This window comes from Flavobacterium sp. ST-158, assembly GCF_058309975.1.
In genome coordinates this window covers 532,203-548,556 of record NZ_JBZEEN010000001.1, presented here as the reverse complement: position 1 = coordinate 548,556, position 16,354 = coordinate 532,203, and the positions used below count along the sequence as shown (strand labels likewise).

At 26.0% G+C, this 16,354-nt stretch carries 12 protein-coding genes; 2 read left to right on the top strand and 10 right to left on the bottom strand.

Annotation, left to right across the window (positions count from 1 at the left end):
• Positions 1-35 precede the first annotated feature (35 nt).
• Together AC4FRF_RS02270 and AC4FRF_RS02265 are read left to right on the top strand one after the other, a co-directional pair.
• Positions 36-764, top strand: a complete 729-nt coding sequence (locus tag AC4FRF_RS02270) for a hypothetical protein (protein ID WP_491157824.1) — start codon at positions 36-38, stop codon at positions 762-764.
• 92 nt (positions 765-856) lie between these two features.
• On the top strand, positions 857-1,147 hold the full coding sequence (locus AC4FRF_RS02265) for a helix-turn-helix transcriptional regulator (protein WP_491157823.1): 291 nt from the start codon (positions 857-859) through the stop codon (positions 1,145-1,147).
• Positions 1,148-1,425: 278 nt separating this feature from the next.
• On the opposite strand, the gene AC4FRF_RS02260 is transcribed toward AC4FRF_RS02265, so the two are convergent.
• From AC4FRF_RS02260 to AC4FRF_RS02215, 10 genes are all read right to left on the bottom strand, one after another.
• Entirely contained in the window at positions 1,426-5,406 is a 3,981-nt protein-coding gene (locus AC4FRF_RS02260) for a hypothetical protein (protein ID WP_491157822.1), read from the bottom strand.
• A 67-nt stretch (positions 5,407-5,473) separates the two neighbouring features.
• Complete coding sequence (locus AC4FRF_RS02255; RefSeq protein WP_491157821.1) at positions 5,474-7,465, bottom strand: AAA family ATPase; 1,992 nt, start codon at positions 7,463-7,465, stop codon at positions 5,474-5,476.
• Between the two features lie 2 nt (positions 7,466-7,467).
• Positions 7,468-8,634, bottom strand: a complete 1,167-nt coding sequence (locus AC4FRF_RS02250) for a hypothetical protein (RefSeq protein ID WP_491157819.1) — start codon at positions 8,632-8,634, stop codon at positions 7,468-7,470.
• A complete protein-coding gene (locus AC4FRF_RS02245; protein ID WP_491157818.1) occupies positions 8,627-8,959 on the bottom strand; it encodes a hypothetical protein in 333 nt (110 codons plus the stop codon). The genes AC4FRF_RS02250 and AC4FRF_RS02245 overlap by 8 nt, the downstream gene beginning before the upstream one ends.
• A gap of 105 nt (positions 8,960-9,064) precedes the next feature.
• Complete coding sequence (locus AC4FRF_RS02240) at positions 9,065-10,063, bottom strand: nucleotidyl transferase AbiEii/AbiGii toxin family protein (protein WP_491157817.1); 999 nt, start codon at positions 10,061-10,063, stop codon at positions 9,065-9,067.
• 1 nt (position 10,064) lies between these two features.
• Positions 10,065-10,667, bottom strand: a complete 603-nt coding sequence (locus AC4FRF_RS02235) for a DUF6088 family protein (protein WP_491157816.1) — start codon at positions 10,665-10,667, stop codon at positions 10,065-10,067.
• A gap of 187 nt (positions 10,668-10,854) precedes the next feature.
• Positions 10,855-11,091: a hypothetical protein gene (locus tag AC4FRF_RS02230; protein WP_491157815.1), complete on the bottom strand. Its 237-nt coding sequence runs from the start codon at positions 11,089-11,091 to the stop codon at positions 10,855-10,857.
• Positions 11,092-11,104: 13 nt separating this feature from the next.
• Positions 11,105-12,256 (bottom strand): hypothetical protein, encoded by a 1,152-nt coding sequence (locus tag AC4FRF_RS02225; RefSeq protein ID WP_491157814.1) that lies wholly within the window; start codon positions 12,254-12,256, stop codon positions 11,105-11,107.
• Between the two features lie 41 nt (positions 12,257-12,297).
• A complete protein-coding gene (locus AC4FRF_RS02220; protein WP_491157813.1) occupies positions 12,298-14,202 on the bottom strand; it encodes a UvrD-helicase domain-containing protein in 1,905 nt (634 codons plus the stop codon).
• Entirely contained in the window at positions 14,184-16,280 is a 2,097-nt protein-coding gene (locus AC4FRF_RS02215) for an ATP-dependent nuclease (RefSeq protein WP_491157812.1), read from the bottom strand. The genes AC4FRF_RS02220 and AC4FRF_RS02215 overlap by 19 nt, the downstream gene beginning before the upstream one ends.
• Positions 16,281-16,354: the final 74 nt, after the last annotated feature.

Genomic DNA, 16,354 nt, shown 5'->3' with positions numbered 1-16,354 from the left:
AGTATTTTTACTCTTAAAAATAAATTACTACTAATATGGCAGGTAGAATTGAAAAAGTTTTCTTCTTTATTCATAGGCAATTTGAAAAATTGAATACTATATTTAAATCAAAGAAGGTTTCATTAATTGCTGCTCCACTTTTGCCTTTTTTAGTCGCTATATTGTGTGTTGTCCAAATAAGCAATAATTCTTTCATCGTATTTAATTCAATAATTTTTTGCTTGGCTATTATTTTTACATTTTTACTAACAGTATCTTCCTTGTATTTTTTAAAAGGAGATAATATTTTTAATCGATATAATAGAGAAAAATCAAATAATAATTTAACTCAATTTCAAATCAGTGAGATTAGCGGAGATATTTCTAATGAGAAAATAATATTGGACATCCTTGAAAGCAATAAGGATAAAATTATTTATTATTATTTTGAACTGAGAAGAATAGAACTTTTTGATTTTGATACTACAATAGATGATTTTAAAAATTTAATTTCAAATTGTTTCAAAAAAACAAATGATAATTATGTTTTTAAATTGGAAGTTAGTGCTTATGAGGCTCATTATTTTATTAGGGGATTTTTAGTTCCTTTCTTAGGAGAATTAAATGAGGATGTTGTTGTATCTAAAAAAGGGATTGCTTCACTCATAAAGTATAAGAATAATCAAATGTATCATCCAATAAACATAAATTCATTTTCAACTAAAACGAGAATTAGTTATACTGAAGAACAAAAGAAATTGTATGATAGTGTTAAAATCAGGTGATTTCTCCGAATTAATACGTTACTGCCTCACGAACCCACGTTTCATTTCGTTTCATTCAAGTAGTTTAGCCTCATAATTTTAAAAGATATATTATGAATCTACAAAAAATTATTGAACAGTTAAATGAAATTAAAATGATGATTACTAAGGGGAATCAATTTCAAAAGGAAATCTTTACGATCAAGGATTTAATGGCTTATACAGGATTTTCAGAAAGTACCATACATAAATTATCTTCTAGAAAATTAATCCCTCATAGTAAACCTACTAATGGTACTTTGTTTTTTGATAGAGTTGAAATAGTTGAATGGATAAGAAAGTATAAAGTGTATTCTGACGAGGAAGTTTTGTGTAAATTTTCGAAAGAATTAAAAAAAAAATAGATGAAATCTAACTTATTGGTTCGAAGTTCATATCGCCCTCTTTTTATTGTTGATTTTGAGGGCGATCCGAAACTATTTTCGAACCATTTTCTACAAGATTTGAAAAAAATTTCAAAAATATAATTTGTAAAATAGATATTAAACTTGATGTGTTTTTTGATTTATATCCAATCACTAATCTTAATTGTAAAATCTTTCAATTTGAAATAGCAAAAATCTAAATATAGTCATTTTTATGCTTTTATTATATAACCTATTTTATTACCCTTAAGACTCATTTACATATGTTTATATATTAATTTTTCAGCGAAAACTCTGTAATTTGTATCAAGTAGTTTTGAAATTTTTTCAAGCTCAAAAACTTCAATTTGTTCTCTATTCAAAGCCTTAATTAGTAATTCTAATACTTCAAAATGAACTATATTATCATCAAATTCATCCTTAATATCTATCCATAAATCTTTACTCTCTAAAATTCGATTGTTAAGGAAATTTGCCGTTTTTTCTTCATATTGTTTCAAAATATTTGAACCAAAATCATCAAAATTATATTCACTGTTTCTAATATTAACAATTTGATTTATGATTTCTTTAAAAGACACAATATCACCTAAAACCCTTTCATAATTTGCTATTTTTGGTATTTTAATATTCCAAAACTCTAATTCAAGTAAATCTATTATTTCATCTTTAATTTGATATGTCGGATTAAACCAAAATTCGCAATCATCAACTTCTTTATCTAAATTATGAATAGTTAATTCTATTGCACCTTTATTAACTGGTTTTCCATTGAAGTATGGAATAAAAATAGCTTCAGAAATATTACTTTCAATGTAAACACTTTTAACACTGGTATTACTGACCTTAATTGTTCTTTGAAGAAATACTCTGGCAACAAATACAGAATAAGCAAAATCTTCGCTACATATTTCACTAGTTAAAATTAGAATATTACCAGCTTTACTATCAAGGTAAACATCAAATAACAAACCATAATCCCGATGTATTAATTTTCGTTCTTTTAAAAATCGTTTAGTCATTTCAATCTTAACAACTTTAAAATTCTGATTTGTTTGTTTAATAATTTTTGTATTTAAATTTCCTTTTTTAAAGTTAAATTGATGCCAACAATTAAATAGAATTTCAAGGTTTTTATTTTCATTTATATGAATTTGGTCAAGTTTATTTTCATCACAAAATTTAGAAAATAAATCCATAAATTCTCTATGATATAAATTGCAATTTTTAAGAGCACTTTTTATATTCATAAATGCAGGATTTGGATTGTATTTATCATCATTTTCAGCAAATAATCTTGATTTTTGGACATTAATAACATTATTTTCTAGAGTATTAAAAAATCCATTTATTGAATTAAAGTAACTATTCGAGTAACCTTTTAATTTTGAATATTTTTTAAGTGCAGTAATATTTTCCTTTACTATATTATTTGAGTTATCGCCTACTCCATTCAAATTACTTCCATCTGATACATATCCCCATTTATCTGAAATGTTTTTTGGAAAAGGAATCGACTTGATTTCTTGAACTTTAAGTTTTACTTGACCTAGTTCCTCAATAAATTTTACAATATTTTTATTTTTAAAGTATTCCTCAAATTTTTGAATTAAATGAAAAAGTACAGTAATATAATTTTCTCTTTTTTGTATCACAAAATCAACATATTCATTCCAGTTCTCTGGTTTGAATTCATAATTGTACAAATTGCTAACCAACGCATTATTACTAACTAAAAATGGAAGAGGAAGATTCGACGATGGTATTTCTTTTAATGTAGGATCATAAGACATTTCAATACCAAAAAAATTAAATCCAACACCTTTAACTGAATAAACTTCTTTATTTGGAAAAGCAAATCGAAGCATATCAATTATTTTCATAGATAAAGTATTTAGATAATCTCCTTCGTTAATTACTTTTTCATCATATTCGATTGGGTCATAGAAATATTTACATTCAATTTTTTTAGTTTCATTCAAAAATATTATGTTATACTCTTTTCTTAGTCTTTCAATAAACAGTTTCTTTATTTCGATAACATATAAAGTGTTGTAATTATTCAATTGAAGTCCAAATAGTAAAACAGAAAAATCTTTCAATGATAATGCAGTATTTAACATACTGGTAAGCTCTTCCTCATCAACATCAGTAATAATGTTTAATTTTAATTCGGAAATCCAAAAATTAACTTCTCCTAATGATTTTATATCATTTAACTTCAAAACACCTGATTTAATAATATCAATTTCTTTGAAGCAATCTTTCACATAATCATAAATAATTGCCTTACTTGTAAACTCTTTATGGATCTCTTTAATATGTTTTATTTTCTCTTTTGAATATAAACTTTCTAAAATTCCAAAAATTCCATTTTCTCTTTCATCATTAGCAAAATCAAAAGGAACCAAAAATGACCATAAGTCTTTAAATTCTGAATGTAATTTTGAAATTGTTTTTATGTTTTTAATGAAAATGAAATCATAAATGCCCTTCCAAATTAAAGCATTGAAAACTCCTGAATAAGCTGTCCAAGTATTAAACTTGATGCTTTTAAGAGTTTCAATACAAGTAAAGACATTATAGCCTTTGTGTAGACTTTCTAATAAATAAATTTGTAAATCTTCCTCATTTATTAAGTTAATTGAATTTGTTACATAGTCATATATATCGACATAATTTTCTTCACTAAATAGAATCTCACATATTATTTTAGATCTTATAGGGTGCAATCCAGTTATATACTCTTTGTTTTGTGAATATTGTAAGAGATACTCTTTTTGAAAATAATCAATGTAAAGTTTTGGGGTATTTATGTTTAGTTTGCCAACTAATTTTTTATAACTAATTTTAGAATTAAAAATATCTGCTAAACAAACATATCTTAATATCTCAAGCTCTTCCGTTTTATTTACGGACACTTTTTCTTGTATTCTTTTAATTTGGTCTTTTAATCTACTCTCTAAAGAATCTCCTTGATTAATTAAATAAACATATTCTAACAAAAGTCCTCCTTTATTAAACTTATTCCAGGATTCTTCAAAGTCAATAAATTTTAAATCCTCTTTAAATTTTGAAAGACTATCATAAATAATTTTCGCTTCACTTTTATCAAAACTTAAAGCTATATCATTAAACTTAAATTCAAAACCTAAAGTTGTTTTGTTCCAATCCTCTTGTCTGATTGTTATTAAAAATCTTAAATTTTTTCTACCATATAGTTCTTTTAAAATTTCATTCCAATAAATATCTTGTGGTTTAATATCTATATATAACAATATTGGAAAATCTAATCCTCTTGAAAGTGCATCCAAACTATTTATAGTTTGATAAACCTCGTTTATATCTTGCGACACTTTTAATTCATACGAGGTACTATTCGGTGTGAAATCATTAATATATCGATATGCTAATGTACTTTTTCCTTGACCAGATGCCCCGTGAACGAAAACAATATTATCAGTTTTAAAGGCTTCATTTATAGATTCCAATTTATCTTTTCTCTGAACATCTAAATTTGACAAAATATGTTCAAACTTTGCAGATGCACCATAATAGAAACCTTCTTTATAAATTTCTAGATTATCATTGAGGATTGATTTTGTTGTAAAGGGAATAATTGTATTTCCATAACTGTTATTAAATGATAATTGCTCATTAAGGAATTTACCAATATTTTCAAATTTAGAAATTAATCCTTTTGAAAAGATGCTTTGTTGCTTTTCTCCAGTGATATATAACCAATAAATTAAAAGCTCTAAAGCTATTTTTGAATCGGAAAAAAGACTAATCTTTTTAAGTATCTCAATTGTTTTACTTTCTAATTCATTCTCATTGACAATTTCATAAGTAAAATTTTGAACTATTTTATAGATGTCATCTTTTTTTAAACCGCTTTTAGTTAACTTCTTGTGTAATTTTTCTTTATTAGTTATCTCATCACTAATTTCATTGAACGAAACTAACTTAATAATTGTGTTGGGAGAATGATTTAACGCATGTGCAGCTCTTTGAAAAAAAGAAGATTTTTTAGAAACTAAATCTGAATATATTACCGGATTCGATTTATTCTTAATTTGTATTATTTCGACATAAGAATTGTTCGTGTCAAGAATATCTAAATCTTCAAATTTTCCTTCAGGTTGGTATATATAATTATTATTGTATTCTAAAAGAATTTTATATAAAGAATATAAAAACTGAGTTCGGTAACCTTTTAGTGCGAAAATTGCCCCCATAAGTAAACATTTATTAATATAATTTTAATTTGAAATGATTATCATTTCGAGAGAACGCCACATATATTTACAATGATCTCAATTCTATTCTTAATCTTTCAATCTCATATTCGATATTCTTTTTTCTCTCTTCATTTCCGAAAATTTCGGAATACATTTCTAGTAACTTTGATTTTACTATTGGTTCGTCAATTATTTCAATAATAATTTTGTGATATTCTTTGTCTTTTACTAATAATTCAAAATCTTCTTTAAAAGGTTTTTCTTTTTCTTCACGTATAGAATTCATCCATTGGATTGTTTCAGTAATTCTTTTCTTAGCAAATTCTCCAATTGAACCTTTATTCATAAAAAATCCATCTTTTAATAAATCATGAATATTAGCACCAAATGTTGATTTATCTTTTAAGATTTGAATTGCTTTATTATTTATGTTTTCTAAAAACATGATATTTTCTTTTGGAATATCAGAAAGTATAAATGGTGAATGGCTAACAAAACAAAAATTGATTGCTTTGATTTTGTAGAGTTCTATTCCTGAAATACTATTTAATATATCATTAATAAAATTTCGTTGCATTTCTGGATGAAAATATAATTCAATCTCCTCCAAGATTATATTAACATTGGTATAAGCTGTCTTTGTTCGAGTGTTTTTTACTGAATCTAGATTACTTAAATGATAAAGAATTGAACTAATAGAATAAATTTTCTGCTTTTCTCCTGAACTCAAAGTTTTGAATTCTATTTTCTCGTTTTTTTCTGATTTTAAGATTATATCTGTATTGAAAAAAGGAGGAGGAATTAATTCTATTGCATTAATTTTAGAATAATTTTTATTCTCTTTAATTTTTGAAATGAAATCTGAAATATTTTTAAGAGGAACTCTTTGGTTTTTTATTGGGATATTATTGTTACTAAATCTAATATAATTGAGTGTTTGCTTTAATTTAAATGTAATATGGCTTTCATCATTAACAAAAAGTTCTTTAAAATATTCGTCTAATATTTCCTCATTAAATTTTTTATTATTCTTACTAAAATATTTGTCATAATCTGAATAAGTCACGCAAATATTAACCAATTTATACTTTAAATAATCTAAAGCTATTCGCAACTTCTTTTTATTATTACCATCATAAGAAAACTTGTAATATTTATTAATTTTTTTATAAATTAAGTTCTCATTAAGGTTAAGATCTTTGAGTTTTATTTTTTCATTGATCTTTGGATCATCGGTAGGTAATTCATAAATAGTTTTTTCTCTTTTAGTATCATTTAATGTTATGTCAAGTTCAATAGCTTCAAGATTATCTGTTAGTTTTTTGAAGTTAAATTTAGTTGTTGGTTTAACTAAATTAGATATCAATCTTGATTTCACTAGATGATTTTCAGTACTAATTTTGAAGTCTCCTTTAGTACGCATAGGATTTAATACTAAAGGTGTTTGATATGCATCATTTTTATGAAATAAACCATTTAGCCAATCTCCCAAGTCATCTGTATTATAGGCATAATGAGAGTGATTAATAGTAACTGTATAAAAGAAATCTTGTAGTTTATATATATCATTTGAAATTGCGGGCTGGTATAATTTAAAATCTCCTTTAACTTTTTTATAGCGATAAATTGTTACTTCATTATCAAAGACCTTTACTTTATAAAACTTTTCTACTCCTTTATTCCTTTGAATAGAAAAAGTCTTAAAATAAAATTCAACTCTTACATCATCTACATAAATAAGGTCAGCTTTTTTATTTTTTTTGTTTAACCTGAATGAAAAGTTATTAATTGCTAAGAACAGAAGCTCTATAAGTGTACTTTTTCCTGAACCATTTTTTCCTGATATTGCAGAAATACAAATTTTTACTTTTTCATTGTTTAAGCACTCAACATCATATAATTGTTCTGGGATTTTCTTCACAAAAGATATTCTGTCATTATTTTCATCAATAGTAAATTCTCGATATAAATAATATATAGAATCTTCATTTAATAATTTCAAATATTTTTTATGACAGCCTTTAATAGGTTTTATTGCAATTATTTGTAAACTCATAACTATTTTGAATATTTTTTTAAGGAACCTATTGAGACTGCTATGTCTTTGGTCAATTTTGCTAAAGGTCTTTTATTAAATTCTTTTTCATCGTAAAAATTTCCATACGCTAATCTATATGCTTCTTCCAAAGTTAGTTTAGCTTCTGGAAAAGTTTTTTGTAATGTTTCAATATAGTTATCATTAGAAATATGTCTTTTTTTAATTATTTCTTGTACTACATCTTTATGCTCATTTACTATAGTATTTAATTCAAAAACTTTAGTATTACCGTCAATTTTTGCTTTAAGTTCAGGGCTAAGTTTTGCACCATCATTTTTTACAAAAATTCTAAATTCATCTGTTTCTCCAATTGAACCTAAATAAGTTTTTGGGTAATAATCATACTTAATCAAATCGTGTTTAGAATTTGCTTCATAAGGTGAAAAATGTGTTTGATATGAAAAACTTATTTTTCCTTTACAGTCTCTATTACAAATAGTACAAGATGGTATTAAATTAAAAAAACTTAATGATAATAATGGGTTTTCATTTTTTGGTAGAAAATGATCTAATTCAGGTCTTGTTATTTTGTTTTTTCCTTTTGAAAGACTAAATGTATATTGTCTATTGCAATAAGAACATACTTTGAGTCCTAAACTTTTAGTTAATTGATAAGGACCCCAAACTCCATTTGGATCAAGATTTAAAAACCAATTTTCGTAGTCAAATATTTTATTTATTAGAAAATCTATTGGTTCAAAATAAGAATCTTTTAAATAATTATAATAATCTATCTTGTATTGGCTTCCAAAACTTAAATCTAAACCTAAAATAAGTTTGTTTTTAGATTTTAAGTTTTCAAGTTTTTCAATTACAAGATTAACATTTTGAGCTTTTGTTTTAAAAAGTTCAGTTTTCTTTAAATTTAAATATTTAGTTTCGTCAAACTTTTTTTGATTAGCAAAAATTATTTTTATGAATGGGACATACTGTTTTAAGCGTATAAACTTATTAACACTGTTTTTTATAGTAATTTCTTTTGTTCCAATACTAAATGAATTAATAGACATGAAGAGATTAATATAAAAATCAATCCTTTTATCAACTTCAATTGATACAAAATCTATATGCTTATTTCTTACAGATATTAACTCTGATTCTGATATACATTCTCTTATGCTAATCATTTTGATTATTTTTTAGATTCCTTAAATGTTTTAATCTTTCTTCTAACTCATTAATCTCATTTTCTATTGAAACTTCAAAAATTGTATTGTACATATCTATCAGTTTCATTTTAATGATCGGCTCATCGATTATTTCAATGGTTTCTTTGAGTAATATTCTTTTATCTTCAGATATATCCACATACTTATTATTGAACTTCAAATCAAGTAATTTATCAAGATCAACTATTACTTCCTCAATCTTATCTTTTGCAAAATCACCAATTAATCCATCTTTAACAAAGAATGAATCAGCTAAAGACTTTCCCTTTTTTGTCTTCATCAAAATAATAAAAAAACTTACTCCCTAAATTAATAGTTTGCCCATTATGGTTTTCTCGGAAAATATGTGTCAAAACTCCGCTTGGAATGTATATAGCTGCTAATACCATTATATGTTTATTAATCTTTCTTTTAGTTCGTGCATTCTCATGATAAGATTTTCAAACTCCAATGTCTCACCATAAATCATAAATTGCTGCATGGCTTGGTAGTCTTTTTTCCAAAGTTCTGTTACTTCTGCTGGTGGAATAAAATTTATTGTTTGTGGTGTGTGTAAATCATAATAAATTCCTCTTAAAGGTGTGTATTTACTTCGGTGTTGGACTAGTGTTTCGAATAGCTCTTTATTTTTTATTGCTTCTTTTCCATAATCGTGGTTCATTAGTTTTTCAATATCGTAAAGATGTCTTGACATTCTGTAATGTCTAATGTTCTCAATTGGTTTTAGAAATTCTTCATGTAGTAACATTATTTTTTCTAAAAAAGTTTTGGTTGGTATTACCACAATTACTTCAAATGGTTGAATGGTGAAAGCTTGTACCGGATATGTTTTGCCAATGATTGATTGAATTGTCTTTTGTTCGTTTGGTTCTAGCAAAGCTCTAGCCCCTAATTCAATGATAACTCTTTGCGGAATGTATTCTCCTGATTCAACGATTGAGTTGTATTCTAATTCTATACGATGAGGATCACTCGTGTCGTCTATATCATCATCAAAGATTAAATTGTAAGTTTCATTATTTACACCAAGTTTTTCTAATTGATTAATCAATTCTTCTTTAAATTCACCTACTATAAAATTACCGGAAGCTTTACGAAGTTTTTTTATTTGTGTTTTTGATAATTCACCTTCAAATCCTAAGATTGTTCTATCAATTGATAAATCAATATCTTCCGAGAAACGTTCTATTAAGTTATAAGCTTTACTTAGTGATGTGCCGCCTTTGAAAACTAAATATTGAGCAAATTTTGATGAAAATATTGCTTTTAACGTAATGGTCACCCACCAATCTTTTTCTATAGCATCGGTAGGAAGTCCTGTTTGATTATTGACTTGGTTTAGTATTTCAATCCGTCTCTTTTCGGATAGTTTAAGCCACTCGTTCATATTAGTCATTGTTTATTAATTCAAGGATTATATTTCTAATCCATGTCGGTGCTGCAACGGTATCTTCTTTTATGCTCCCAATCGTCATTTGTTGCAATACTGTTTTAATTTTTTGTTTAGCATTTTCATCTACATTGTCTTTGCCTAACTCCTTTAATGCTTGAATTATAATGTTGAGTTTTTTATTTTTTATGGCCAGATTTTTGGGAGTGGTTTTTTTGAATGTGATAGTTCTTTTGCCCACTTTGATTTTTCTTGGTGCTCCATCAGTCAAATAGACTACGTTCATAGGGACTTGTGTAGATAAACCTAATTGTTGCAATGCCTGTACACCTGTAGAAATTATTCTCGCTTTATCTCTTTTTGCAATGGCTAATGCAATTTCTTCGGTTGAAGGGAATAGGGTTCCAAGTATTTTATCCTTTTTAGGATATAGATAGATACCGTGTGCTAAACGAATTAAAACTTCTTTTTTTTCTAATCGCAAGAGTACCTTTTTTACATTTTCGGCTGTACCTAATTCAATAAAATCTGATACAAAAACAATACTTCCTTTTTTTAAGGTCTTTATTTTTTCTTCTATTTGATTATGAATAGAATGCATGGTGAGGTGGTTTAATGGTTGTCCCAAATTTAGTAAAAAAATGGGACAAAAAATAAAGAAGTTATTGTTGTACTTTCTTCGTTTTTATTCTTTAATTGAGTTATAAATAAAGAAGCAAAAGGATTCATAATCATTCGTACTCTATTACATCACTAAAATTTTGTAAATCAGAGACTTTATTTTCAGATTAAAATTTTCTACTATCATCTATTTCTTTAAACTTTACATTACGTTCGCCACAGATTCTCCAAAAGAGCTTAAAGTCATTTTCAAAAAAAAAATTATTTAATATTTTTTTTAAAATAGGTAAATCTGTGATTATTTTTATAAACTTTAATTGTAAAAATATATTTCGAGGTGAGGGATTTCGATAGTAGTCAATCCCTTTTGATTTTTGAGTAGATGGGTTAGCAAAATTATTCATAAATTTCAATTAACTATCCGTTTAATATTATTTGATCGTAATGCTTTTTAAAATACCCAAGTTCATAAATTGCAATTAATGAGGATTTATCCAATTTATCATTCCATACATTATTGTAATTATGATACACTACGTCATATACTTCTGTGTCTTTTTGAATTTCCCAAGCAATACCTATTACAACAGCCGATTTATTCATTAAAAAGGCAGCAACCATACATCTAATCTCTAATTCTTTTAATCTTTCCTTTTGGTTATTAAATTTTCCAGAAACAAAAACATAAATGACGTGATTAAATGAGGAGGAAAAATAAATTCTTGCCCTGATATTAGTTTTAATTACCTCATTTAAATTGTTTACTAATTTTACTCTTTCAAATCTTGTTTCTTGCGCCATAATCTCATAGGCTTTCATCAAATTATTTAAAGATTTGGTATTGTAACCGTTTTGGGTAAAATGATTTTGAGCAGAATGATTAATTATGAAATCCCAGATATAACTTTCTTGTCTTTCTTTTTTTTCTTTAATATAAAATTTATCTTTTTTGAGGCTTTTATATAATCCTTCATCAAAAACTAAATAGGTTTTATCTGGAAAATTAAAATCATTGAATAAATAATACGCTAACAAATCTTCTTCTCCATTACCTGTAAAATAAACATTTGATAGTTTGGTTTGTTTTTCTCTTAAATAACTAATGAAATCTGTTATTGTATCAAGTTCCATAGTAATTGAATGAAATGAAACTTCATCCATAATGTTAACATATCCATTATTTCGAATAGATTCAGGAATAGGAAATTTGCCTCTTCCTCCAATCGCTAAAGCAATTTTGAAAAAGTTTTTTTCTATTGGTAATTCAATCTCTTCCTCTGAACCTTTCAGTTTAAATGAATAAACTGTTTTTAAAAAGCGTTCTGCTCCATTTAATTGTTTTACAGAATCTTCAATTGCACGTGTATTCCATCTGTTGTAATCAACATCATAGTTATGGGTTAGATTTATATTAATTTCTTTTACAGAAATTAATACTATATCCTTGCCACAAATAATAATAACATCGCAAAGTTCTTTCCCTTTTTTACCAATAGGATTAACAAAGCTAAACAGTGAGAAAAAAGAATCTCTACATAAATTATACGCCCACTCTTCTGATCTAGTCATTATTGTTGAACTTCTTTTTAATTAATTATTTTACACTTCTATTAATCTAAACAAACCACATTACCAGCCCCAAATAATTCTTTTGCCTTTTCAATAACAACTGGTTTGGGATTATGATAGTAAACAGCTAAATTTTCTTTTGCTCGTGTGCAACAAACGTAAAATATTTTTTGAGTTCTCTCCAAAACACTCGGTGTACCTGTATTTAAAAATAAAGATTCAAAATTATACTGATTCCACTTACCATTATCCAGAATAACGAATACATTATTGAATTCATCTCCCTTTGTTTTATGTTGTGTTGAAAACGGAGTAGCACCTTCTAAATACTCATATAACTTTTGAAATTCGGCAAATGCTACGTTTTTTACTCGATTAAACACGTACTCTTTTTCATTTATGAATTTCAGTAAATTATCATCAATAAGACAAATTCCTTTTTCGTTTGCTTCATTAATTATTTGTTCGATGGTTTTATTTCCAACATCAACTAATTCATTAATGTTTTTTTGCAATATTCTTTTTTCTTCAATACTTTTAAATTTATGCCTGAAATCGGTAACTCTCAAAAAGTCATTATACTGTTTGTTTTGATATAATGAGATATTATTTTGAATTTTGAAGAGATGCTTTATTAAATGGTCTCTTTTTGAACCTTTTTTATTTTCATCTTCCTTGTCCTGTTTTTTATCATCAAGTAATTGGTCTTTGTCTAAATAAATTTTTCGAAAAACTGTAAATGGGTAGTTCCTTGCAGTTAGATATAAATCATTGTTTTGAGTAAGGAACTGTCCAATTTGTGTTGAGGGATTTACAGCTAAATTCACTTTATCTATAATCTCTCCAAATGTAGCTTCTTCAGTAACTTCAATATTTTCGTCTTTAATTTTTTTTGTAATTTTATTTTTCAGTTCAATGATTCTATCACGATCATATATTTCCATTAAACTTGGAAATCCAGCTTTTCCTGCTATTAAATTATGTGTTAGATTTAATTCCTTTGTTTGTTTTGAATCTGAAAAATCCCAACCTAGATAATCTCTAAAAGTTTGTAAATTACCATCATTTGAATAAGCAAATTTTATATTTCCATCTTTCACAATACCATCCGACATATTGGGCGCAGAATTATCATCGGAATGAGTTTGAACCAAACCATCAGTATTAACTCTTAATCTATTTGCTAATTCATAAACTAATCTTGGGTTTCTTCTATTCTGTTCTTTCTTTACTTCTTTCACCTTTTGTACATCATCACCTTTATAATCATCCAAATTACCTATGCCATCAGGATAAATTGACTGCATTGCATCACCAAAAAAACCAATTATATTTTTCTTTTTGCTCTGATTTAATTGGTTAAGTAATATTTCAATTACTTCTCTGTGAGTATCCTGATATTCATCAATAAATATAAATTGGTATCTGTCTTTTAGAATATCACATAGTTTTGGGAAACATTGAAACATACTGTTGGCAACAATTAGTAATTCATCGTGAGAAATAATACCTTCTTTAAGTCGCAAATACTCTTTATATTGAATATCTTCTTCTAAACTATCAAAATAGTCAGGGAACACAATTGTTACATTTTCAATTTTTATTTTTGTTTCATTTTCATCATTTATTAATTTCACAAGAGTAGATTTAAGTTCTTTTTGAAAATGTTTGATGTTGTCCCACAGAAAATCGTGAATGGTTGTTACATTCAAATTATCATGATTTACCCTCTCTTCAATCTCTTTAACGGCTGCATTGGTATATGTCATACAAGCAACTTTAGAAGTTGGATTGTCTTCAATAACTTGTTTAATAACTTGTACAAGAGAATAAGTTTTCCCGCTTCCAGCACCGCCACTTAAAAGAAAGTTATTGCCATTTTTGATGTGTTCCATAATTTGTTGAAACTCATCTTTTTTTTCTAAAACTAATCCTGTTTCAACCATAACAATCCTTCTTTTATATATCCGGGTATTTGCCAATTACTAAAATCATCGTTGCTATGGTATAATATATCCAAAGCAAAATGAGTTTTTTTCTTAATACAATGTTCCGCTAATTGATAAGCGTTATTTTCTACATTATCAAAATCTGTGTGATTTTGCAAACCTTTAAATTCATCTTTTAATGGAGTAATAAAATCTCTGTTCAAATGAATAAAAGAGTCTTCAAAACTGCGAGAATTAAATCCATTTTCTAGTATTTGATAAACAACGCATAGTTTGCCATTAATATCAACATTCCATAAACTATTAGAATAACTAAAAATCTTGTTTTGAATAGTAAATCCTTTTAAATCAATTAATGTTGGATTCTTAAAGAAAAAAGATAAAGCATCGTTAGAATAGCTAATCCCAATTGATGGTTCACATTTTTTACCATTTGGCGCTATTGTGTCTAAATCAGTTATAACTAATGTTTTTATTCCAATAAATTCTATGAATTTTTCAAAAATTTGCGAATATGCGCCAACTTCTATAATTGAAATGTTTTGAGAAAGTAGAGGAAGTGAATCATCTATAGTCCCGAGGTTTTTATGTTTCTTTTCTTCGTCAATATCATATTTTTTCATCAAAGTAGGAAACAAAATTCTTTCAGTATCTCCTTCAATTAATATTGCTTTGTCGGCAAAGAATATTTCGGCTCTATTGATTGTGAGATATTGTTTCAGAAATTCATATTGTTTCGTATTTGCTTTATATTCTTCTTTTAATTCTTTTAAGTTTTTTGCAATTACAGAATTCTTGTTATTCTTTTTTAAGTATTTAATATCATCAAAATTACTTTCAGAAACAATATGAGAAGAGTGTGTGCTTATTATAGATTGTAATTCTCCACTTTGACCATAATCTCTTTTAATCCCTTGTTTTAATAAATCCTTGATGTTTTTAATAAATACATATTGCATCTGTGGATGAGTATGTGCTTCAGGCTCTTCAATGAATAGTAAATTTATATCTGAAGGTTTTTCATCTTTACCATTTTTAAAATCTTGAATAAGTATTTCAATTTCGAATATCATACTTATTAAATTCATATACCCAAGCCCATTGTAATGTTCCGGCAATGAATTTTCGTTATGATTGTACATAACTGTTGTATTCCCTTCAAGTAATTCGCGATGTTGCAGCGTTGAAACTATTTTAATAATTGAATCATCTTTTTTGACACCACCAAAGGTTTTAACTTTTTCAATAACATTATTAAATAAGTTTGAATAAATATCACTTAATACAAAATCAGTATCACTTAATTTATCTTTAAAATCATCGATAGCCTCTTGTTGCTCATCACTTGCCTCTGTCTTTTTGTAGATTTTGGAAGTTTGTATAGATAAAGTTTTATCTACTTCTTTATTAGAAACCTCGCGTTTAGCACTAATAAATTTAAAATTAATTATTTCTTTAATACTTATTTTTTCTTGTATTAAATCAATAAATTTTAGATCATTCTCTTCATTAGTTCTTAAATCAAATTCTATAGATTTTTTAGCAAAAACAAAGTAATCTTGATGATTTGCTTTTAAAAAATAAAATAGATCTTTTAAAAACTTTGGTTCATTATCTTTTTTCTTTTTGATTTTTAATGCTTCTTTTCTTGTAAATTCATTATAATCAATCCTTAATTTATTCAATTTTTCCAAATCAAGAACATATTCAAAACCTAAAACAATAAAATTATTATTAGGGTCTAAATCCATCATTACTCTGGAAATATTAGATAAATTATCTTCTTCATTGTACTCAATAAATAATTTTAACTTGATGCCTTTTTGTTCAAAAATCTCATCGTCTTCGACAGGATTCTCAACTAAAGTTTTAATTTCATTCTTAAAATCTATATTAAAATCATCAAATGAAAATTTATTTTTATCCGACTGATTTAAAAATTTATCTAATACAGCCAATAAAGAAGTTTTTCCACAATTATTTTTACCAATAACCAATGACAATTCATTTTCGAGATCTAATTGAAAGTTTTTTAAAAGTCTAAAATTTTCAATTTTTATTTTATTTATCTTCATAATCCGCCGTTTATATGGATTACCAAAATAGCGAATAATTCTGATTAATTTATTTTATCTACTATTGACTTATT

Excerpts from the sequence above, each read along its gene's own strand:
- AC4FRF_RS02250 (WP_491157819.1), bottom strand. The coding sequence starts at position 8,634 with ATGATTAGCATAAGAGAATGTATATCAGAATCAGAGTTAATATCTGTA.
- AC4FRF_RS02255 (WP_491157821.1), bottom strand. The coding sequence starts at position 7,465 with ATGAGTTTACAAATAATTGCAATAAAACCTATTAAAGGCTGTCATAAA.
- AC4FRF_RS02220 (WP_491157813.1), bottom strand. The coding sequence starts at position 14,202 with ATGGTTGAAACAGGATTAGTTTTAGAAAAAAAAGATGAGTTTCAACAA.
- AC4FRF_RS02230 (WP_491157815.1), bottom strand. The coding sequence starts at position 11,091 with ATGAATAATTTTGCTAACCCATCTACTCAAAAATCAAAAGGGATTGAC.
- AC4FRF_RS02240 (WP_491157817.1), bottom strand. The coding sequence starts at position 10,063 with ATGAACGAGTGGCTTAAACTATCCGAAAAGAGACGGATTGAAATACTA.
- AC4FRF_RS02265 (WP_491157823.1), top strand. The coding sequence starts at position 857 with ATGAATCTACAAAAAATTATTGAACAGTTAAATGAAATTAAAATGATG.
- AC4FRF_RS02270 (WP_491157824.1), top strand. The coding sequence starts at position 36 with ATGGCAGGTAGAATTGAAAAAGTTTTCTTCTTTATTCATAGGCAATTT.
- AC4FRF_RS02260 (WP_491157822.1), bottom strand. The coding sequence starts at position 5,406 with ATGGGGGCAATTTTCGCACTAAAAGGTTACCGAACTCAGTTTTTATAT.
- AC4FRF_RS02225 (WP_491157814.1), bottom strand. The coding sequence starts at position 12,256 with ATGACTAGATCAGAAGAGTGGGCGTATAATTTATGTAGAGATTCTTTT.
- AC4FRF_RS02235 (WP_491157816.1), bottom strand. The coding sequence starts at position 10,667 with ATGCATTCTATTCATAATCAAATAGAAGAAAAAATAAAGACCTTAAAA.
- AC4FRF_RS02215 (WP_491157812.1), bottom strand. The coding sequence starts at position 16,280 with ATGAAGATAAATAAAATAAAAATTGAAAATTTTAGACTTTTAAAAAAC.